The sequence below is a fragment of the Bacillus sp. FSL H8-0516 genome (assembly GCF_038635285.1).
GTDB lineage: Bacteria > Bacillota > Bacilli > Bacillales > Bacillaceae > Bacillus > Bacillus safensis.
Window position 1 is genome coordinate 1,716,658 of the sequence record NZ_CP152051.1, and the last position, 21,524, is coordinate 1,738,181.

A 21,524-nucleotide genomic window follows, 5' to 3' on the forward strand; every position below is an offset into this window, starting at 1 on the left:
CTTCATATTCTATTATTTTGAAACAGCATTTTTTTCAATCATGTCTTTTTTATTTGGAAGTATGATGAATCATGGTATCACTATAGTTGAAAAATTTAATGTACATGCGCCTACATTTATGATCTTGTATGTTTCTTTTTTAACTTTGGGAATTTGGAAAATGCAAAACTTTGTTGATAGAAAAGAGAACAAAGTTTTGATTAGATATAAACGATTACTACAAGAATGTTTAGATGAAATTCCAAATAGAAGTTTTAAATAAGTACCAGACACCTTAGAAGATAGGGTGTTTTTTTATTGGAGGCGATATATCATGAATATTAAAACAATCCCCGTACATAAAATTAATCCTACACCATATAATCCCCGCATCGATCTGCAGCCAGGAGATCACGAGTACGATTCACTAAAACAATCTATAGAAAAGTTTGGATACGTTGATCCGCTTATCTGGAATGAACGGACTGGACATCTCGTTGGAGGTCATTAACGTTTCAAAGTATTGATGGAGGACAATCCAAGTGGTATTCCTGTATCAGTTGTATCGCTTAATGAACAAGATGAAAAAGCACTGAATATCGCATTGAATAAGATAGACGGTGAATGGGATGAGTATAAACTTACTGAACTGCTGAAGGATTTAGAGGTCAGCCGGAAGCGCGCACGTGTGACAGCTGTAACAGAAGTGTTGACGGCTTCTTCTGTTGCTCAACATGAATCTTATGTACAATATCCAGCTGTAACGGGGAAGAAGTGGAAGCACAGTGGAGGGAAAAAGAATCAGTCGAGGGATAGTCATGTGCAGCTGGACGGCACGATCATTCCACTCGATGAAGAATTTGAGATACCAGGAAGCGGAGAGCGGTGCATGTTTCCGAGAGATACACAGCTCACACCAAAAGAGCGAGTAAATTGTCATTGTGCGGTTGGTCCTGTGGTTGATCCTGTTATTCTAGGATTGTCAGCTGAGGAAAAAGAAGAGATTAGAAGAAGAGTCTTACAAAACATGGAATGAAATAGTATAATATTCTCATTACTTTGGGAATGAGGGGAATTTATGAATTGGATGGAGTTTATCTCTTCTATTATCAATTCTATTATTTGGCCAATCGTTGTTTTAGTAGCGGTGTTGAATTTGCGAAAACCAGTAAGTCAATTAATTTTGCAATTGGCTCAATTAAGATTAAAAACTTTTAAATATGGAGATTTGGAAATTGGATTTGAGGATAAATTGGAAGATGTAGAGTCAAATGTCAATTCAAGAACTGAGGAATCTTCTTCTATAATTACAGAAGAAGATCGACAATTTGATTCTGTTGCTAGAGATGCACCTCATTTGGGGGTTGTTTTAGCATGGCAAGAACTAGAATCTGAATTAATGAAGGCAGTAGAAAGATTGGGATTAATTGATGAATTATCGGATAGATTTTATGGAAGAAGCCTTACGACTTTTAAAGTAAATAAATTACTAGTGAAACATGGATATTTAGATGAAAAATTCTACAAATCTGTGAGTGAGCTTCAACAATTAAGAAATTCGGCAATTCACCCTTTCGATAATCATTTTTCGATTACAACTGATGATGCTAAAAGATATAGAAAATTAACTAAGGCCCTAATAAAAGAAATCCAAAGCCTTACTCTTGATGATCAAGCTTCTTAAAGATACAATTAGACTTTTTGAAGGGAGGTGAATGAATTGCCACGCGAATTGATAAATGCAAAAATCACACACGTTTCATACGTGGACAAGGCTGCTAACCAAAAGCAGTTTTTTTTCGTTAAGTCAGAAAAAGCAAATGACTTTCAAAAAGAGATCAAGGTCATTGCGAAAGCTGATGATGCACAGCGTCTTGTTTACGGTATTGTATACGAACCAAACGTAGCAGATGCGCATGGAGATTACATGACACCAGAAGAGATCGAAAAAGCGGCTCACGGATTCTTGAAGGATGCACGTGAGATCGACAAGCAGCATGATTTCCAAGGCGGTGTCGGGGAAGTCGTTGAATTGTACATTGCTCCGTCTGACTTTGAAATGGGCGGTGAAGTTATCAAGAAAGGATCGTGGGTCCTTGTGACAAAAGCATCTGATGAAATCTGGGAAAAGATTCAAAAGGGCGAGATCACCGGATATTCAATGGCCGGAACAGCAGACATAGGAAAACAAGAGCGTGAGCCAGCTTCTGATGAGAGGGGGCTTTTTTCTTTGCTCAAAAACTTCTTTCTTAAAGGAGAAGTAAAGAACAGATATGACAAAGGCCGCATGCGTCGTGAGTTTTGGGCGGCACAAGAGGCGCTGAATTCCGTTTTGTATAAATGGGATTCTTACGACGATGAAGACTTGGAGACTGATCCTGACAAGGTGAGGTCAGCACTGCAAGATTTTGTGGAAATCACACAAGAGATTTTGCTTACTGATGACTTGGCTGGGATACAAGCTGATCCACCTGAAGCTGTCGCAAAAGAAATGGCCGCAGCTGTAGGGATGTCTAGGTCACAAGTTGCAAATAATTTGGATCGATATTCAGCGGTTGAATGAGCAATAGAATTGTATCGATGTATCAAATATAGGCTATACGAACTTCTCATTCTTTTAAGGAAACAAGTGGTTAAAGATTTCCGATTAAAAAATTGAATGATTGATAAATTAGTACTTCATTATAAGTACAAATACTGGTAGAATTGAGCAAGCAAACCATAAAATACAACTGAGTTAGAGCAGTATAGCCAATATTCGAAAATAATTAAAATATGAGGGAGAAATTTAATGGAGTATGTATTAATGGAACCACCAATTATAATGGAATCCTTTGAAACTTTATCAAAAAAAGAGGCTAAAATTCTCTTCGATTGGTTTGTTAATCAGATACCACTTCGGATTGAAGTTTTGAAAAATGTTACTAATGAAGAGGTGGACTTTAATTTCACTCCCGAATCACTTATAGATATCTATAGTTGGTTTTTATCTCAGATTGAAATTTATGAATTATCAGAAGAAGAGATTGGTAGAGAATTAGAAGAATTAAGGCAATATCCTGATTTTATTTATGAAGATGAAAAAAAGAGCTTATTGGCTAATCCAGTTGAAATTGCAAAAGTGGACTATGCAATAGCAATGGATATAGGGATTTATTATGCAGAAGTTATTAGAAGAAACCATCCTCAAGTGAAGTGGACATGTTTTACTAAGCCAAAATCTTATGCATACTTAAACAAGCCTATTCTACATTTCGAAAAAGGCGACAGCATTTATTATGAGCGTGAACCTATAGATTTAATGTTTATTCTGAACCAACGAATTAAAAAAGGAGAAGTAACAGAGCGTACACTTTATGAAATGTATTTTAAAGATGAGAATTTGATATTGGGTGTAGACGAAGATCCTGAAGATGAAGATTAAAAAGAGTAACTTCTGACATGGAAGTTGCTCTTTTCATTTTGTTTTTAGAAACTTGAATAAAGAAAGTATGTCTAAAATAAATACTCAACGAAAATGATTGTTTGCTGATACTCTATAATTATAATACTAGTTGGATTTCAAAAGAATATGGAGATAGGTTAAAGAAGATGAGATATTTACAAAATGACTGAATCCTTATGCGTTTTGGTTAATTTAAGAGCTGAAGATCCTTTTCAGTAAATATATTAGAATTGTATTAAATATGAAAATTAGTGAAAAGATACTTACGTAATCCAGAAAAGTATTAATTTTTAATGCCCTTAGAAATTGAGGGCTTTATTTTTAAATTAGGCAAGGAGGCTGTAATTTAGATGAGTTCGGATAAATTTAAAAGTATAAAGACTATAGAATATACTGAATTAAAGAATGATCTGAGGACTGGTGACCTTTTATTATGTTCGGGTGAATATTTGGTAAGTAAGTTAATTAAACAAGTTTCCAATTCACTCTTTAGTCATGTTGGTATTATTGTGAAGTGGAAAGGGCTATTATTAATAATTGAAAGTGTCGAGGACGATGGAGTTAGAATAGTTCCGTTAGAACATTATTTGACTAACTATGAGAATACAAATAAAAGTTATGATGGGAAGTTATATATTGCACGGCACAAACAGTTAAATGAAGATGGTGGTGAAAAACAGAATACCATTATCGTTAAAGGTTTATCTTTATTAAACAAGAATTATGATAAATCTGAAATAGCACAGATAGTTGCTCGAATAGGATTGGGAGTAGGTAAACATAAAGATAATGAGGAGTTTATCTGCTCTGAATTTGTAGATGTATGTTTTAAAGAGGCAGATATTTGTTTTACCTCAGATACAAAAGGTTTTATCTTTCCTGAACACATTGCTGCTGATGAAAATGTTATTCCTATCGCTCGAATAGGTTGATATTTAATTCATAACAAACAGGCCTTCGACATGCGAAAGGCTTTTTTGTTTATGCAATTACCTGTTGATTTTTTTGTGATGGGCATTAAAACAACATTTTGTGAATTCCACTTTTAGAGTGGCCCTTCTAAAAGAACTCAGAATTCGTTCAGTTGCTTGTCACTTCTAATCAACTTTTCTAAAGTCACTCATTCAATGTATTTGCGGGATACCGAAAATTTCTATTAAGGACAGTTTGTCTTTACATATGTTGTAAATCTAGTGTTAAAATATTATAAGGGATTTGCTTAGAAGGGGGTAAAGGGATGACAGAATTAATTGCCTCTCAGGAGGTAGGAAACATGTTAAACACCTGGAATCTTGCCATACAAAAAGGGGATTTGTCGGCAGCTATTGAAATGCAAGATGACATAGACAAGGCAATCGAACAAATGGAAGAAAATCAAGATATTCTTTTGTATTATCAACTATTAAGCTTTAGACTTAAGCTGAAACTTCAGAATATTAGCAAAAACCTAGATAAGCCATTCTTTGAGAGGAATGCACCAGACGAAAAAGAAGAGAAGACAAACAAACTCATGTCCTATTACTTCTATTTCTATAATGGGATCTATCATGACTACTTACAAGATTATGATAAGGCGCTAAGTTATTTCAGAATAGCTGAAAAGAAGTTGGCCTATGTTGATGATGAAATAGAAAAAGCAGAATTTCATTATAAATTAGCTGTTCTATTTTATGATTTGAAAATGACTTTCTTATCTAAATATCATGCTCAAATTGCTTGTGACACATTTAATGCACATGAATCATATATCAAAAGACAAATTAACTGTAGAATGCTGCATGCGCTGAACTTAATCGATCAATTTGAATATGAGAAAGCAAGTGAACTTTTTAACGAAGCAGAGAACATGATCCGAAGTATCAATGACAATCATTTAATTATTCATCTCTATTACAGCATGGGTTTTTTGGAAAGCAAAAGAGAGAATGCTGAGAAAGCATCTGCATTTTTTAGACGCACACTGAGTTATGAAGAAATTGAGCAACAAATGTTATTAAAAATGAGATGTTTATATGAACTAGCCAGAATAGAAGTATCAAATCAAAGCAATGAAGTGATTGAGTGGGTTGATCTAGGCATTTCTTTGTCGGAACAAGTGAACCATCACATTTTTCAAATTAAATTTAAATTGTTAAAAGAACTATTATATGAAACAAATGACACTCAACAAGCCAATATAAGTAATTTGTGTGCAGAGCTTGAAGAAAGAAGAGTTTGGGTTGATTTAGAGGAAATCTTGGTTGATGTGGCGAAATATTTAGAGGAAAAAGGTTTGCTGCAACAATCATTGAATTACTATAAAAGAGCCTTACATGCAAGTCAATTTGTAGGAAAAGGAGTGAATTAAATGAAAAAGTCTTTTTTTATTCCATTATCAATAGCTGTGGTAGCATTAGGTACACTTTTCTTTACAAATGGTTTCATTCAACCTCAACATGATGATGTCCAAACCGTCGCATCAAGAGGGAGTTCTGGAGGATAATTGGTTAAAAAACGATAAAGTGGATTAAAGTGTCAGACTCCTTATGGTATTCTAGTAAAAGAATACGCCATAAAAGGAGTCTTTTTTATATGAAAATATTAGATGCTCCATCTTTACTATCAGCTGTCGAACAAAGATCAAAAGTCTATCAGGAGCTTCGAGACGAAATGCAGCATGTGAAAATAGCATTAAAAAGTGTGTCGGGATTAGGTGATGAATTTACTGGAAAAGGTGCAGACAATATCAAAGCCTTTTATGAGGATCTTGCGCTTTACACAGACACTTATCTTGATTTTATTGATATGCAAAAAGCTTTTTTAGATGGGGTAAAAGGAAAGCTTGATGATGAATCGTTAGGCGGGAGTACATTTATTGATGAGCATTTCTTAGACGCTCAACTGAAACAAGGCATTCAGAATAATAAAGATATGGTCAAGGAACAAAAAGAAGCCCTATCCACTATTTTTGATGACATCAGTGATCTCATAGAACTGAATGTATTTTCAAGTAAAGAGGTCAATGAACATTTAGACGATGCGAATAAAAAAAGGAAAGAGGCAATTGATGCTGTACATAAATTAGATCATGCCCTAAAAACAGAATACGCAAAATCAGAAGCGATTGAGAAACATCTTGCAACCTTTTATGCAAAAATGATGGCTGCTACAGGAAAAGGGAAAAATGCGCAGCCCATGTATTACGATTCAAAAGCATTTCATGAGACAGATGTGTACAAGAATCATGATAAAATCGATGCACAGGTGAAAGCATATTTAAAGGTGAAAAAAGAAGAAAAAGAGAAACGAAGAATCAAAGAATTGAAGGAAAAGCTCAACGATCCTTCGTGTATATCAGAGGAAAAATACTTTGAGATTGTAGACGAAATTGGATATGATAATCTTTCTTACGATCAAAAAATGTATTACAGCCAGCTTCTCCAGATCAAAGCGCAGGAAGAAGCATCAGAGGGGTTTATTGATGTTGTAAAAGGAGCAGCAGTTGGTCTATATGATGTGGCCAAAGATACAGTAGTTGGCATCTATGATCTTGTGACAGATCCTGGAGGTGCCGTTGAATCGGTCGTAACGGCAGTTTCACATCCAATTGAAACATCGAAAGCGATTGGAAAGTCAATTTCAGACTCATTCCAAAAAGAAGTCATCGATGGTGATGCATATTCTCGATCTCACTGGTTCGCCTATGCAACTGGTTCTCTAGCAGAAATCGTCTTTGGTTCTAAAGGGGCAGGTGCCATTACAAAAACGGGGACAACAGCAGCCAAAACGACGGTGAAGAAAGGCCTTGAGCAAGGAGCAAAATCATTAGACAGAGTTTCTATTCCGAATCTATTGCCATACTCACCAAAGTTTCAAATGGCTGGCGGCCCGAAGCTGCCGTATAACGTGTTTGACGGAGAAAATCTCAAAAATAAACTCCTCTCTATGGCAAAACGCCTAGATAACAATTCAGGATACGGTATCTCTAAAACAGGCAGACGATTACCGGCACCAAAATCACCACCGACTGTTGTCAGTTACGGAGATCATTATGTGAGATGGAAACGTAAAAAAGTATTAAAACCAAATGTTGTTTATTCAACAAAGCAAGGCTACACCTACACAACCGACCACTACGGACGTATTGTCAAAGTCGAAGCAAGTGATTTAAAATACGGAGAGGTTAAAAGAAACCAATATGCCCAATCCAATTCAGGAAAGCCGGATCGATTATTAGATGATGATGGAGGTCATTTAATTGCGTCTATTTTTAAAGGATCAGGCGATATTGATAACCTACTTCCAATGAATTCACAGATTAATCGAAGCGGCGGGAAATGGTACAACATGGAACAGGAATGGTTGGCCGCTTTGAGGAAAAATCCGCCTGAGACTGTTTCAGTTAATATTGAACCTGTCTATATGAATGATTCATTAAGACCTGATCGTTTCATTGTTAAATATTCAATAGCAGACGGTGATTTTAAAAAATCAATTATTAAAAATCAAAAAGGTGGATAAAAAATGGAACTAGAGAAACTAGATACGCTATATGGTGAAATTGCACGAACTATTAATGAAATGATACCAAAAGAATGGAAAGAAGTTTGTTTATATGCGGAGATACTCGACGATTCTGCAGAGATTAATTTTTATTATAGATTAGTAGGTGAAAATGAATATCGTTACTCACATAATATACCTGAAGATCATAATGTAAGTGAATCAATCTATAACGAGTATTTAATAAAATTACATGATTTATTTGAAGAGCTACAACAAGCGTATGAATTAATTAATCCAGAAAAATGGACAAATCTAACTCTAAAATTAGATGCAAATGGAAAATTTTCTTTAGACTTAGACTACGAAGATGTATTGAACCAAGGAATGTATTCATCAGAAAGGGAAGCAATTTGGGCATACGAGCATCTAGGGATATACCCAAAAAGAAAATCACTTAGAGAATTTCTCGAAGAATATATAAAAAATAAAGAAGAAAACAACTAACACATTGCCCTCCAAATTTAAGGAGGGTTATTTATTTTTGAAGAAGATGATGAAAGTGATACAGGAGCTTTTGGAATCTTACTTAGTGACGTTTTCTTGAAAGTGTTAAAGGAGAGAGGTTAAAAAACACCCTCTATTGGGGTGTCTTATTTTTATTGGCTATTTTCTGTACGATGAAGAAAGGCCTTGAGCAAGGAGCAAAATCATTAGACAGAGTTTCTATTCCGAATCTATTGCCATACTCACCAAAGTTTCAAATGGCTGGCGGCCCGAAGCTGCCGTATAACGTGTTTGACGGAGAAAATCTCAAAAATAAACTCCTCTCTATGGCAAAACGCCTAGATAACAATTCAGGATACGGTATCTCTAAAACAGGCAGACGATTACCGGCACCAAAATCACCACCGACTGTTGTCAGTTACGGAGATCATTATGTGGGATGGAAACGTAAAAAAGTATTAAAACCAAATGTTGTTTATTCAACAAAGCAAGGCTACACCTACACAACGGATCACTACGGACGTATTGTCAAAGTCGAAGCAAGTGATTTAAAATACGGAGAGGTCAAAAGAAACCAATATGCCCAATCCAATTCAGGTAAGCCAGATCGATTACTGGATGATGACGGAGGTCATTTAATTGCGTCTATTTTTAAAGGATCAGGCGATATTGATAACCTACTTCCAATGAATTCACAGATTAATCGAAGCGGCGGGAAATGGTACACCATGGAGCAACGGTGGTTGAAAGCCTTGAATTCAAATCCACCTAAACAAGTAGCAGTGAGCATTGAACCTATCTATAAGGGAGATTCATTACGACCTGTTAGTTTCTCTGTGGAGTATAAAATTGGAGAACGTTATTCTCAAGTATTTATTAAGAATCAACCTGGAGGTTAAAACCCAATGGAAGAATTAGAAATAAATTATAAAAAAATAGCAGAATCAATTAATGAATTAATACCATGTGATTGGGATAAAGTTTGGATGTATGCAGAAATACTTGATGATTCGGCTGAGATAGTGTTTTATTTTAAAGAACAAAATGGAAATGAATATGTTAATGGACATCAAATTCCTCATAAATATAGTGTAAGTAAGTCAACATACATCCACTTATTATACGAACTTAGTGAAATTTTTGAAGCATTGAAAAAGACATATATACAAAATGATTTAGGTGCTTGGACAACAGCTACCCTACAATTAGATTATAAAGAGAAATTCTCTATTGAGTATGGATATGATGATGTTTATTCATTAGGCATAGACAATGTGCAAAGAATCGCAGTTTGGGAATATGAAACGTTCGGATTTTTACCCGACGATGAAGAAGATAAAGAAGCCGTATTAAATTATTTAAAAAATAAAGAAGATAACTAACGCACAATACCCTCCAATTTAAGGAGGGTATTTCTCATATATGTTTCATAAAACCTCATTTCCATTATCTAAACCGATAAACCGTCACCTCACAATCACCCAGCACCTCTTCAATCATCTCTTCCACAATCATCCAATCGCCGCCAGCCAATCCGCAGCCGATCCCGTATGGAATGGCGATGGACGTTTGTTTTTTCTCTTCAGGTGATTGTGTCACTGTATCCTTTAGATGTTGAAAGCAGCTGCGTAAGGCATCGTAGTCTGTTTGCTTTCTTGTTCTTCCGTATCCAGCTTGGGCAAATAAGTTGGCAATTGTTTTTCCGTCTTTTGTTGTGATGAGTTGAACGGAGCTTAACAAGTCATCTCCTTGTTCTGTACATAACTGTTTATAATCTTTGAACACATTCGGATATTTGCTTTTGATCTGTTTTGCTAATCCAGCTCCCATGACTCCTTTACAGTTCACTTGGTGACAAATGATGTCTTCGCTTGCCTCTAATATATTGCCGTCTACCGTTTTGATCATATGCAGTAACCCCTTTTTGATAAAATGCAAACTTATGTTCTATTATAACAGTTTTGTTCCTGTGATTTAATAGCCTTTGATGAGTTTTTAGTTAGTACACGATGTTCAGGTGACAGCAAAGTGACAAACATGTCATATGATTCCATGGTTTGTTCGTTCGATCGATGGAGGCAGACATCTCATTTCAATTATCCTTATCGTAAATCAAGTAAAAAGGGATGAAATGAGATGCGGGGATTTAATGAAGATTTATTTAGGCGGGTGAATGAGCTCAGTATCGATTATGGTTACTTGAATCCAATATTTATTGGACTAGCTGAATATACAGTGCTGCTGGCAGCGCTCGTGTGTCTGTTCGTATGGTTTCAAAATCGCAGCAGGTACAATAGGGCGATGGTCGTTTCTGCCGGACTGACCTTCGTACTCGCCGAGTTACTTGGGAAAATCGCTGGGGTGTTTTATTTTAATCAGCAGCCCTTTGCAGAAATGAGCCACGTCAATCTTTTGATTCAAAAGGAAGTGAATAACTCGTTTCCGAGTGATCATACCATCTTTATTTTTTCGATTTGCGTGATCTTTTGGCTGTTTCACAAACGCCATATGTATTGGCTGATCATTGCGTGTGCTGTTGGTTTTTCAAGGGTTTGGGTAGGTGTTCATTATCCATTTGATGTCTTAGCAGGAGCTGCTATAGCGTGTTTAACAGCTGTCGCCGTTGTATATTTGCCGATATGCCAAAAGAGCGTTGATGCCCTTTTGTCATGTTATGAATGGCTTGAACAAAAATTGGTAGGGAAGAGAATAAAATAACATGCAGCAGTAAAATTCCCCGATCTGTAAAGCTGAGATCGGGGTACTGTTTATATTCGCCAAAACGTTGAATAATCCGCTTTGTCTTCGATATTAAATTCGATGATTTTCTTTAGGAGAGGATAATCAACTGGCAAGCTTTCTTTCATGCGAAACAGATTTTTCCCATGATCGTACCCAGCTTGTACAATGTCAGCTGAAAATTGATCAATTCCTTTTGCTTCTGGTGCGACAGAAATGTGATGTTTTGCCACGCTAAACCCAATAATAAATGTGCCGTGATCAGTGAACATAGGCTGATTCCAAGCAATTCTTGCCTCTAATTGAGGGAATGTGTCTTCTATCCATTTTAAGATGTCTTGAGTGCGCTGCTTCAGCTCGGGGTTACCGATTTTGCTGATATATTCTTCAAACACATGCATGATATTTTATCCTCCCAATCCATCTACCTCATAAGCCTCAGACGGGATTCGAACCCGCACTCCTTTCGTAAGCATAGGCTAGGGGCAACACGCTTCCCTACGGAATTTCACCGACAGGAATTTCACCTGTCTCAGCTCATGTGCTTTTCGGTGCTTCTGAAACCCTTGCCTTGCGACCCGCCAGCTACAATTTGTTTTACGGCGCTCTTCCCTTCTAGAGCTACTGAGGCGTGTAAGTGATTGATCATATTATATAAAGAAACTGGATAAATGAAAAGCTGCTATGAACCATCATCAGATTAGAAAGCCTTGACATTGGGCTTTTTTCATTTCATCTCAAGATGTTTATTTAAAAAAAGGCGGAATTTTTTCGCAAATATCATTGACTAGGAGAAAGAAACACACTTTCAATGGAAACGGTTATTGAAGATTCAAGTGATTCATATTAAAATGATGTCAAATGGACTAATTAGCAATTGCTAATAGAAGTTCCATATTTAGTGAAATATGTGTTGCAGCTGAAGGTGATTGGGGGTGTAGAATGAGCAAAGTTCCTGTTGCGGAATTGGCATCACTATTAAATGACTGGAACATGGAAATCAAAAAAGATCATGCAGATGAGGCAGAACGGTTATTTGCCAAAGCGAAAAAAGCGGTAGAGGAAATTGACGATGCGGATATCCTCATATACTATTCTCTTCTTGAGAAGAGACATCACATTCTTATGTACAATTTAAGAGGGCAAAAGGGCAATGTTTCAACGAAAAGCATAGAGGGTCATTATGGAAAAAAAGAAGATGACCTGTCTAATCGTCTTGCCTATTATTTTGATTTTTATGAGGGTGTGTATGAGCAGCATCAAGGTAATTATGAGGTTGCATTGCAAATGTATCAAAGTGCTGAAAAGCTCTTAGATAAAATTCCAAGTGAGATAGAACGTGCTGATTTCGATTTTAAAGTGGCATGGCTTTATTACCGGCTCAGTCATATCATGCTCTCATTAAGCTATATCCGCAGAGCGCTGCACGTCTATAAGCGGCACAAGCAGTATGAAAGAAGAACGGCCCTTTCATACTCTCTTATAGCAGCGAATCTAACGGAGATCGGCCGGTATGAAGAGGCGCTTGAGAATTATCGTCTGGCGGAAGAAGTTTTGACAAATGAGCAGGATGATTTTATGCTGGCTCAGCTTCATCACAATGTGGCCATTTTATATTCATTTTGGAATAAACCGAAGGAATCGATACGTCATCTTGAAAAAGCACTGTCCCATCAAGAGTATTATGATTCAGATTTCTTTTTCCATTCTACGTATCTGATCAGCCGGGAACTCTGTGTGATTGGTGAAAAGCAGCGTGCAAGCCAATATATAGAGGCTGCATATGCCAGAATAAAAGATGCTTCTCATGAAGTGTTTCAGCTAAAAATAGGCATCGTACATGATCTTTACTTAACGCATGCGCCACAAAGATTTCAGCAAATTGATGAGAAATTAAGAAAGTTAGAAGAGAAGAATGAATATCATGAAGTAAAAGAGCTATCACAATTTGCAGCAAAATATTGTGAAAAGCAATCACTTTATGAGCAGTCTGTTTTTTACTTGAACAAAAGTTTAGAAGCGGATTTACATATGAAAAGAATGGGGTTGATTTAAGATGAAAACAGGATTAAAAGTATTATTCGTTGTCGGTTTAGCGGTCGCTGCGACTGTTCTATCGCAAAACGTTGCGGGTTCATTCGAAGTTGCAGAAAAAATCATTGGTGGTTAATACCATTTATCTCTCGCCCTTGTTGATGATCGTCAGCAAGGGTTTTTTGTGTTTTAATAGGCTCTTCTTATTAAACGCTCCAAGAACGTTTAATAAGAAGAATTCGCAACAAAGGGGGTGTGCAAATTTATTACCTGCTCCATTATTCTAAATAAACATAGGGCAGAGCAACAAGTTAAAAAGGTCACTTTTCTTTGCTTAATTTAATTTTTTGCAGGACTTTTCATTCAAATTTTATCAAATTGGTCTAATGTACATAGAAGGAAAGAAAAAGCAGGAGCACCGCCCCATTTGTCATGCATATGATGAGATAAGGTCTGATTCGAAGGCAGGTGATTGTATGTATCCACGGGTTTATGGTGGTTTTCATGGAGGCGGTTTTAGCGGAGGCGGGGCACATATTGGGCCGGTTGGGTCCCATATCGGCTTTGGCGGGTATTATTTGAGTCCTGGTGTATTCTCTGGCTTAGGCGGTTTTCCCGGGTACGGAGGATTCGGGACATTTTCTGGATATCCATATGGTTCAACGTTCATCATGGGACGCCCTCCTGGTTTTTATGTCAGGAGTTATTAGTGTAAGATCACAATAATTGAAATAGCCATCTAAAGAGAGGCTATTTCAATTGGTGAAAGTGCTTCAATCCAGCAGTTATCACAATGATGCCTAGAATGATGATAGGCAGCCATATGATGATAAACGGATCGTAACGATCTGTGTATGCAGCAATAGCTGCACCTAGGCAGTAGAAGACAATAGAGCCTATTCGCATCAAGCTTACAATCTGGATAGGGGCCTTTCTTTTTTCCCGGTATGATATGCGCTTGGCTGCATCTTCAAATAGGTTAGCAAGTGTACTTGTGAGAACGGTTGTGGAAATGCCAGCAACATTCAATTTGCGTGCGGCCGCCGTTTGCATGCCCATAGCCATACTTAAAAGAATGATCAGCATAAAGTAAGCACCTTGTGTATAAGGGAAAATGGTCATGAGAGCAAATAGAAGCAAAATCATCAATTCGATGATAAAAATGCGGGTTACGGCTTTTGGCCAAAACGTTTTCTCGTGATTTCCGCCTATCACCACTGCAAGTAAAACCCCTAAAACGAATCCACTTAGAGCAATGATGGAATGAAGGGCTGTTAGCTGCAAGGAGCTTCCTGCTGCAATGCCAAGCAGCACAATATTACCTGTCATATTGGCTGTAAACACATGCCCTAGGCTTAAATAGCCAATCACATCCACAATTCCTGCGGAAAGACATAAGAAAATCAAAGCTGTATTTCGAAATGAATGTGCGGTCAAAATAGTCATCCCTTTCTTTCTCTCTAATGAATAAGTGTAACGCTTCATGACCGCAAATGTCCATCTGATGAGATGGTCACATGTGTGCAAGCTGATGTAAGACTTGTCTAAAAGCATCATCATTCACAAGGTGCCTCATGCGGCGGAACGGATCGCCCTTTTCCTTTAAACGCTCTATAACAGCCGGCATCGTAAAAAGAGAAGGATGAAGCTCATCATGATAGAGTTCGTCCCATTCAAGCGGTGTCGCAACAAGTCCAAGCTCATTTCCTCTTGGAGAATATGGAGCGATGATTGTTTTCCCAGCATCGTGCTGAATGTAGTCTAAATACAAGCGATTGCCGCGTTTTTTCTTAAGGCGTTCCAGAGTAAAAAGATCCGGTGCTTGCTCACATAAAAATTGGCATATAAATGCGGTGAATTGTCTTGTTTCTTCGTATGTGAAGGCGTTTTTCTTTAAAGGAATATAGACTTGAAGCCCTTTACCTCCGCTTGTTTTAATAAAGGCTGTGAGAAAAAGCCCGTCTAAAAGCGCTTTGATTCGTTTAGCCGCTTCTATGGCTAGATGAAACTCATTTACAGATGGCGGGTCTAGATCAAAGACGATTTCTGTCGGCCGATCCGTATCTCTTGTTTCAAAAGGGATATGAAATTCCATCGCCAGCTGGTTGCCAAGCCAAAGAAGTGTACGAGGATCATTACAGACCGTATAAGAAATATCATCAACTTCATCTGTTAAAACAAAATCCGGCGCATAATCAGGTGTCGACTTTTGATAAAAGAATTCGTCTCCAGTGCCATGCGGATACCGAATTAAAGTAAGACGCCTTTCACGTAAAAAGGGCAAAAGGTAGGGAGCCGCTTGTCTTAAATAAAGTAAGTAATCTGCCTTGTTTAGTTGAAGAGCCGGGACAATCGGTTTTTCTGGGTGGGTGACGTCTATAGCAGCAGGGAGTGGATACAGCTGTTTGAGCATTTGCTGAAATGTACATGCTGCTGGATCAGCATCTAGTAAAAAGGAAGAAAAACGCGGCTCTCTTAACGCCGATCCATCAAAGGATATACAAGCAATGCTGGCAACGATAGAAGGAGGGATTTCGTATAAAGATCCTCCTGTTAACTGGCCTTTTGTCTGAAATAGTGTACGCAGCGTTTGTTCTTCTTCTTTAGAAAAACCATGCTTGAATTGGACAACCTCGATGAGAGCCGAATCTTGATAAATGGAACCTTGAAAATAGCCATTTTCTTTGTCAAAACGGGTGACAATGACAGAGACATACCGCCAGTTTTTCATTTTCAGCCATTCTTTTGAACGAGTATTGTCATGCCATTTACTCGACTTTTTTTTCGCTACTAGTCCTTCTGCTAAATACGTCGTCATCACGTTTTTCATGTATTCAGAGTCTGGGTCTGTATGAATGACCTGCAAAAGGGAAGGGTGCTCTAGCTGAACTGAGGAGGGGAGCTTTGCTTCTTGGAATAATTGCTGCAGCTGATTTTTTCTTTCCATCAACGGTGAATCAACGAGAGGTTTCCCTTTGCAGCTTAATAGATCAAACGTAATGAAATGGCATGGAAATCGTTCAGCCTGTCGTTGTATGGCTTCTTTGTTTTTCAGCCTGCCTCTTTGCTGAACCTTCGCAAACTCGCTTTGTTGTTCACTCAGTAAAAAGACCAATTCTCCGTCAAGTGTCAGCGGTAAAAAGGGAGCAAATTGTTCTCTTAATTGTTCGCATTGATCCATCACTTCAGGAAATTGCTTATTTAGCCGTTTTCCGGTCCTGCTTTCTAAACGAATCCCGTCTTCTTCCCATACAAGAATAGCCCGAAAGCCATCATATTTTAATTCATACACCCAGTCTGCACCGGCAGGTATATCATGTGCAGGTGTTAATCGCATAGGTTTCATTGTGCATGTCACTTCCTTATATCATGTGTTCTTAGAGTGGGATGAAATTTTCATTCACATACATAAGTCTGATGAAAACATTACATAGTAAGGAGAAAAGAACGGAGGAATCGCGATGCATACAGTATGGAAAGGCGGCATTAGTTTCGGATTGGTCAATATTCCAGTCAAGCTGTTTACCGCTACAGAGAACAAAGACATTAAATTAAGACAGCTGCATAAAGAGTGTCACACGCCCATTAACTACAAGAAAGTATGTGCCAATTGCGGTGAAGAAGTAGCGCCAGAACAAATTGTGAAGGCGTATGAATATGCGAAAAATAAATTTATTGAATTGGACGATGAAGAACTGGAAAAGCTGCGAAAAGAAAATGAAGAAAAAGCCGTTGAAATCATTGATTTTGTAAAGATTGAGGAGATTGATCCAATCTATTACGAAAGAAGTTACTTCTTATCACCGGATACCGGCGGAGCGAAGGCTTATTCATTATTAAGAAAAGCTTTAGAGGAATCGGGGAAAATTGGTGTCGCTAAGATTATGATTCGCTCAAAGGAGCAATTAGCGATCGTTAGGTGCTATGAACATATTTTGCTGATGGAAACCATTCATTTCCCTGACGAAATTAGACAAGTATCAGATGTGCCGAATATCCCCCAAGAGGAGAACATTGTAAAGAAAGAGTTAGATACAGCGCTCCTTTTAATCGAGCAGCTGACCACAACGTTCGATCCAGCGGCATATCAAGATGAATACAGAGAACAGCTGATGAATTTAATTGGCGATAAAATATCTGGAGAACATACCGTTCAGCCAGAAACGACAGGCAAAAAAGATCCTGCAGCCAATGTGACAGATTTAATGGCCGCACTACAGGCTTCGATCGACCGATCAAAACCAGCCAAAGCGAAAAAAGCAGCACCTAAGAAAAGAAAAACTCCAGCGAAAAAAGAAAAGAATGCTTAAAAAAAGACCGCTGACAAGCGGTCTTAAATTGTTAACAAAAGACTAAAATGATCTTTATTTTAGCCTTTTTTTTCCTTCAGCGTGATAGAAAACCTTTGCAGCCCTAGGAAGGACGAGTACCGGAGCGGAGCGAATTTAACATTCGTGAGCACCGGCACGCAGGACTGACACCGAATGCGAGGGTTTGTCTACACGCTAAGACCGCTGACGAGCGGTCTTATTGCGGTTTTAACACGTCCTGAATCGTCCCGTCTTTTCGATGAATGACAACGGAAGTTCCTTTATTAGCTGAAATCTCCTTTGCCCGGTCAATTGCTTCTTGTTTTGTTTCTTTGACCTCACTTGCTCGTTTCGCTTTCTCTGTTTGAATCGCCCAGCCTTCCTCGTGTTTCACTACATGCTGCGCATGATCCATGAGCTCTGGTCTTGTGGAGCTGCTGCTCTCTGAAGGTTTGACAGAACCATGAGATGAAAAATTCTCTACCTCTTTCTCCGCTGCGTTCTTTTTCCACTCTTTCGCTTGACTGATTGCAATTGGAATGGCTCTATTTTCCTCATAGCCTTCCTGAATCATTTTATTGGCAATCTCAAGCGCTTTTTTTCGAATGACGTTGTCTAATGATTTAAATGAAGCTGGATAATCGTTCATCGTCCAAGGCATATGGACCGCTCCTTTCTGTTATTTTATTTGAACACCTTCCCCCATCTGCAATAAATCAAACATACAATGTCTCTCAAACTAATGTTAGGGATAAAATACATCGTTTTGCTGAGGCAGAATATCATTCATTCACGCAGAATAGAAGATAGAAAAGGAGTGATTTTGATGATGATGAAAGGTTTGTATGAAGCACATTTACCTGTGAGTGACTTGAAGACATCGATTGCGTTTTATGAAAAATTGGAATTGACACTTGCTCATGAAAATGAAAGAGTTGCTTTTTTATGGATTGAGAAAGGAAAGAGCTGGCTTGGACTGTGGAAAGTAGATATAAATGCCTATCCATACCATCCTTCGACTCGTCACGTTGCCTTTCAAATTACAACGTCCAGTATCGAACAGATTAAGACTTGGCTGATTGAAAGAGGCATCAGTATTCACCCAATGTTTGGTTTTTCAGAAGAAAAGCAGCCTTTAGTTCTCGATAATCCGCCGCAATTTCATGCAGCGATCTATTTTCTTGACCCAGATGAGAATCTGCTTGAATGCATTGCCCCGCTTGAACTTGATACAGCAGAAAACTACGATATCATGGCATATGAGGACTGGGACCAAAAGAAAAATCCGTTTATTGATTGACAAAATCACTCATTGTAACTATATTGATTACAACGGTGGTGAAAGATTGTGAAACAAATTAGCAGCAGGTATCCGATTGCTGTTCATATTGTGTCATTTATTGCAGGTGTTCCAAAAGAGTGTACTAGTGATTTTATTGCAGAGAGCGTGAATTCAAATCCAGCCATTGTTCGAAAAATGATGGCAATGCTCAAACGGGCGGGTCTCATTGAAATTCGCCGCGGTGTGGGCGGTGCTTATTTAAAAAGACCGGCTGAGGACATCACGCTGTTAGATGTGTATCGCGCTGTGGATGTAAGCGAGGATAAAGAATTATTTAACTTTCATCAGCCCGTCATCGCATGCCCGATTGGTCAAGCGATGGACACGAGACTTCGGCATGAACTAAAAGAAGCACAAGCTGCACTTGAGAATCACCTAAAGCAAGTGACAATTCAGCAATTATTAACAGAGGCGGAATAAAAAAGCTCGTACTTTAGAGCTTTTTTTACACCTTTGTTGTAACCATTTCGATTATAACGAATGTACATCACCGTTGAACGAAAAATGAGGAGGTCAACAAATGAAATTATTAGTAACAGGCGCAACGGGACAACTTGGATCGCTCGTCGTCAAGCATTTGCTCACAAAAGTACCGGCTGAACAAATTTCAGTCAGTGTTCGAAATCCGCAAAAAGCAGCACATTTGAAGGATGCAGGGGTGGATGTACGCCATGGAGATTTTACTCAGCCAGACACCCTGGCATCAGCATTTAAGGGCATTGATCGTCTGTTGATCATTTCAACAGCGGATGGTGACCGCGTCGAGCAGCATAAAGCAGCAATTGAAGCGGCGAAAGCAGCAAATGTGAGGTTTATTGCTTATACAAGTGTTGTCAATGCAAGAGAGAGTCAGCTTGTCCTTGCAAATGACCATGCCAAAACAGAAGAAGCCATTTTGGCCTCTGGCATTCCTCATGTATTTTTAAGAAACAACTGGTATGTTGAAAACGAAAAGGATACGATTCTGGCGTCAGTCAGCGGCGCACCATTTTTAAGCCCTATTGGCGAAGGAAAGGTTGGCTGGGCAACAAGAAATGACTACGCAGAAGCGGCAGCAAATGCGTTAACACTTGCCGTACATGATCAGGAGATATATGAACTGTCAGGACCTCTTCGGACGCATAGTGAACTTGCACAAATTGTTAGTAAGGTGAGTGGAAAAGAAATCAAAGTAGAAAAAATAGATGTAGACACCTTTGGAGACTTTTTAGCTTCAAATGGTGTACCAAAAGAAGCAGTGCCATTTGTCAAAGCCATTCAAAGCGGCATACGCGATGGTGCTTTAGCTGTCGAAAGTCAAGATTTCGAAACATTACTAGGCCGGCCGTTAACACCTATTGAAGAGAGAATTCGTGAATTGATTTCAGAATAAACAACAAAAACGCCCTATGAAAAGGGCGTTTTTTCCATCCAAAAAGCTCACGCCAGTTTTAAAAAATCATCTTGCCACTAGGTGAATGGACATAGTAAGATGACGACATACAAGATGAACTGCTCATCTACTGCTGATGTAAAGGAAGCTGCTAATGGAAATGAAGACAACTGCTCAAACGAAATCAATTGCACTGCCGCTTGTGATTTCAATTATTGCCATTTCGTTTTCTGCAATCATTGTGAAATGGTCAAATGCACCTGCTGCTATTTTAAGTATGTATCGAATGATTTTTGCGGCGGCTCTCATGCTGCCGTTTATCTTGCCAAGAAAAGAAGAATTTCTCTCGATAAAGCGCAGAGACTGGTTTTTCTTATGTATGTCAGGCTTCTTTTTAGGACTCCATTTTGTGTTATGGTTTGGCTCACTGAAGCTGACGACAGTGGCAAGCTCTACCATTATTATCGCCCTTCAGCCAATGGTCTCCTTATTAGGCGGATTCCTCATTTTCCGTGAACGAACGACGATGTCTGCTCTATTGACGATGTGTGCAGCGATTGTTGGTGCCCTCATGATAGGCTGGGGAGATATTGGTCATAGCAAGGAAGCCATCTTAGGAGATCTTTTATCCTTTTTGAGTGTGATCGCTGTTGTTTGTTATTTGTTAATAGGCCAACAGGCTGTAAGAAAAATATCTCATTGGATTTATAGTTTTTGTGTATTTGGTTTTGCCGGTCTTTTTTTAATTTTATTCAACCTGCTTCAGCAAACTCCATTTATAGGCTATCCGGGTAAAGAGTGGGGAATCTTTTTATTGCTCGCCATTATTCCCACGATGTCTCATGTCATTAATAATTGGCTATTAACTTATGTTAATGCGACTACCATTTCAATGAGTATTCTAGGTGAACCTGTTGGGGCAACGATCCTTGCTGTATGGCTGCTTGGAGAGAAAGTCACGCTGCTTCAAATGCTTGGCGGTCTGCTTGTTCTTTTAGGCGTCTTTTTCTTTTTGATGCAGCAGCGTCAAGGTATCGTGATGAAAACAAAAAAATCCGGTTAACTTCCGGATTTTTTACTCTTTTAAATCGTTTTTTTCAATTACTTTGTTTAATCTTGCCTCGATTTTTTTCAATTCCATTCGTTTTCTTCTAATCATGCGAAACGCGATAACAATGATTGTCACAATAAAGGCAATGAATAGAAGAGAGAACACTTGAAATAGAAGATCTCCCATGTTGAATGCCATATTCTCTCTATTAGACATACGTAAAACCTCCTTTTCTATCTATATATTACCATAATCAATAAAAG

The 21,524-nt window shown here is 38.2% G+C and carries 24 protein-coding genes and 2 pseudogenes; 20 read left to right on the forward strand and 6 right to left on the reverse strand.

Annotation, left to right across the window (positions count from 1 at the left end; genetic code table 11):
- Positions 1-313 precede the first annotated feature (313 nt).
- The 12 genes and pseudogenes from MHB67_RS08485 (at position 314) to MHB67_RS08540 (ending at position 9,795) form a co-directional block, all read left to right on the forward strand.
- Positions 314-490, forward strand: a complete 177-nt coding sequence (locus MHB67_RS08485) for a ParB N-terminal domain-containing protein (protein ID WP_258011175.1) — start codon at positions 314-316, stop codon at positions 488-490.
- Between the two features lie 15 nt (positions 491-505).
- Positions 506-1,015 (forward strand): phage minor head protein, encoded by a 510-nt coding sequence (locus MHB67_RS08490; RefSeq protein ID WP_258011174.1) that lies wholly within the window; start codon positions 506-508, stop codon positions 1,013-1,015.
- A 42-nt stretch (positions 1,016-1,057) separates the two neighbouring features.
- Positions 1,058-1,663: a hypothetical protein gene (locus MHB67_RS08495; RefSeq protein ID WP_103132388.1), complete on the forward strand. Its 606-nt coding sequence runs from the start codon at positions 1,058-1,060 to the stop codon at positions 1,661-1,663.
- Positions 1,664-1,699: 36 nt separating this feature from the next.
- Positions 1,700-2,419, forward strand: a pseudogene (locus MHB67_RS08500) (XkdF-like putative serine protease domain-containing protein); the annotation flags it as partial.
- Positions 2,420-2,785: 366 nt separating this feature from the next.
- The gene (locus tag MHB67_RS08505; RefSeq protein WP_133743789.1) at positions 2,786-3,403 is read left to right on the forward strand and encodes a hypothetical protein; all 618 of its coding nucleotides are present in this window, start codon (positions 2,786-2,788) and stop codon (positions 3,401-3,403) included.
- 371 nt (positions 3,404-3,774) lie between these two features.
- Complete coding sequence (locus MHB67_RS08510; RefSeq protein WP_103132385.1) at positions 3,775-4,356, forward strand: YiiX/YebB-like N1pC/P60 family cysteine hydrolase; 582 nt, start codon at positions 3,775-3,777, stop codon at positions 4,354-4,356.
- Between the two features lie 305 nt (positions 4,357-4,661).
- Positions 4,662-5,771: a RapH N-terminal domain-containing protein gene (locus MHB67_RS08515; RefSeq protein ID WP_103132384.1), complete on the forward strand. Its 1,110-nt coding sequence runs from the start codon at positions 4,662-4,664 to the stop codon at positions 5,769-5,771.
- A complete protein-coding gene (locus MHB67_RS08520; protein ID WP_254966822.1) occupies positions 5,772-5,906 on the forward strand; it encodes a hypothetical protein in 135 nt (44 codons plus the stop codon).
- An 89-nt stretch (positions 5,907-5,995) separates the two neighbouring features.
- Positions 5,996-7,924: a T7SS effector LXG polymorphic toxin gene (locus tag MHB67_RS08525; RefSeq protein WP_234107839.1), complete on the forward strand. Its 1,929-nt coding sequence runs from the start codon at positions 5,996-5,998 to the stop codon at positions 7,922-7,924.
- A gap of 3 nt (positions 7,925-7,927) precedes the next feature.
- On the forward strand, positions 7,928-8,413 hold the full coding sequence (locus MHB67_RS08530) for an immunity protein YezG family protein (RefSeq protein ID WP_103132382.1): 486 nt from the start codon (positions 7,928-7,930) through the stop codon (positions 8,411-8,413).
- A gap of 170 nt (positions 8,414-8,583) precedes the next feature.
- Positions 8,584-9,312, forward strand: a pseudogene (locus MHB67_RS08535) (DNA/RNA non-specific endonuclease); the annotation flags it as partial.
- Between the two features lie 6 nt (positions 9,313-9,318).
- On the forward strand, positions 9,319-9,795 hold the full coding sequence (locus MHB67_RS08540) for an immunity protein YezG family protein (RefSeq protein WP_234107841.1): 477 nt from the start codon (positions 9,319-9,321) through the stop codon (positions 9,793-9,795).
- A gap of 64 nt (positions 9,796-9,859) precedes the next feature.
- On the opposite strand, the gene MHB67_RS08545 is transcribed toward MHB67_RS08540, so the two are convergent.
- Complete coding sequence (locus tag MHB67_RS08545; RefSeq protein WP_234107843.1) at positions 9,860-10,321, reverse strand: macro domain-containing protein; 462 nt, start codon at positions 10,319-10,321, stop codon at positions 9,860-9,862.
- Between the two features lie 228 nt (positions 10,322-10,549).
- Between MHB67_RS08545 and MHB67_RS08550 the strand changes: the two genes are divergently transcribed.
- Complete coding sequence (locus MHB67_RS08550; protein WP_234107845.1) at positions 10,550-11,131, forward strand: undecaprenyl-diphosphatase; 582 nt, start codon at positions 10,550-10,552, stop codon at positions 11,129-11,131.
- Positions 11,132-11,181: 50 nt separating this feature from the next.
- Here the strand turns inward: MHB67_RS08550 and MHB67_RS08555 are convergent, their stop codons facing one another.
- Positions 11,182-11,553: an iron chaperone gene (locus tag MHB67_RS08555; protein ID WP_024425109.1), complete on the reverse strand. Its 372-nt coding sequence runs from the start codon at positions 11,551-11,553 to the stop codon at positions 11,182-11,184.
- Between the two features lie 541 nt (positions 11,554-12,094).
- Here MHB67_RS08555 and MHB67_RS08560 point away from each other — a divergent pair.
- Positions 12,095-13,207, forward strand: a complete 1,113-nt coding sequence (locus MHB67_RS08560) for a tetratricopeptide repeat protein (protein WP_024425110.1) — start codon at positions 12,095-12,097, stop codon at positions 13,205-13,207.
- A gap of 455 nt (positions 13,208-13,662) precedes the next feature.
- Complete coding sequence (locus tag MHB67_RS08565) at positions 13,663-13,896, forward strand: hypothetical protein (RefSeq protein ID WP_024425111.1); 234 nt, start codon at positions 13,663-13,665, stop codon at positions 13,894-13,896.
- Between the two features lie 40 nt (positions 13,897-13,936).
- Here MHB67_RS08565 and MHB67_RS08570 read toward each other — a convergent pair whose 3' ends face one another.
- Positions 13,937-14,632, reverse strand: a complete 696-nt coding sequence (locus MHB67_RS08570) for a YoaK family protein (RefSeq protein WP_087978168.1) — start codon at positions 14,630-14,632, stop codon at positions 13,937-13,939.
- Positions 14,633-14,699: 67 nt separating this feature from the next.
- Positions 14,700-16,532 (reverse strand): DNA ligase D, encoded by a 1,833-nt coding sequence (locus tag MHB67_RS08575; RefSeq protein ID WP_234107847.1) that lies wholly within the window; start codon positions 16,530-16,532, stop codon positions 14,700-14,702.
- Positions 16,533-16,647: 115 nt separating this feature from the next.
- Here MHB67_RS08575 and MHB67_RS08580 point away from each other — a divergent pair, with 115 nt between their 5' ends.
- Complete coding sequence (locus tag MHB67_RS08580; RefSeq protein WP_024425113.1) at positions 16,648-17,496, forward strand: Ku protein; 849 nt, start codon at positions 16,648-16,650, stop codon at positions 17,494-17,496.
- 217 nt (positions 17,497-17,713) lie between these two features.
- On the opposite strand, the gene MHB67_RS08585 is transcribed toward MHB67_RS08580, so the two are convergent.
- Complete coding sequence (locus tag MHB67_RS08585) at positions 17,714-18,157, reverse strand: DUF2188 domain-containing protein (RefSeq protein ID WP_024425114.1); 444 nt, start codon at positions 18,155-18,157, stop codon at positions 17,714-17,716.
- A gap of 165 nt (positions 18,158-18,322) precedes the next feature.
- Between MHB67_RS08585 and MHB67_RS08590 the strand changes: the two genes are divergently transcribed.
- From MHB67_RS08590 to MHB67_RS08605, 4 genes are all read left to right on the forward strand, one after another.
- Positions 18,323-18,796: a glutathione transferase gene (locus MHB67_RS08590; RefSeq protein ID WP_051170147.1), complete on the forward strand. Its 474-nt coding sequence runs from the start codon at positions 18,323-18,325 to the stop codon at positions 18,794-18,796.
- Positions 18,797-18,844: 48 nt separating this feature from the next.
- On the forward strand, positions 18,845-19,258 hold the full coding sequence (locus MHB67_RS08595; RefSeq protein ID WP_024425116.1) for an Rrf2 family transcriptional regulator: 414 nt from the start codon (positions 18,845-18,847) through the stop codon (positions 19,256-19,258).
- 100 nt (positions 19,259-19,358) lie between these two features.
- Entirely contained in the window at positions 19,359-20,210 is an 852-nt protein-coding gene (locus MHB67_RS08600; RefSeq protein ID WP_024425117.1) for an SDR family oxidoreductase, read from the forward strand.
- A gap of 154 nt (positions 20,211-20,364) precedes the next feature.
- A complete protein-coding gene (locus MHB67_RS08605; protein ID WP_103132498.1) occupies positions 20,365-21,273 on the forward strand; it encodes a DMT family transporter in 909 nt (302 codons plus the stop codon).
- Between the two features lie 12 nt (positions 21,274-21,285).
- On the opposite strand, the gene MHB67_RS08610 is transcribed toward MHB67_RS08605, so the two are convergent.
- On the reverse strand, positions 21,286-21,477 hold the full coding sequence (locus MHB67_RS08610) for a hypothetical protein (RefSeq protein WP_024425119.1): 192 nt from the start codon (positions 21,475-21,477) through the stop codon (positions 21,286-21,288).
- Positions 21,478-21,524 lie beyond the last annotated feature (47 nt).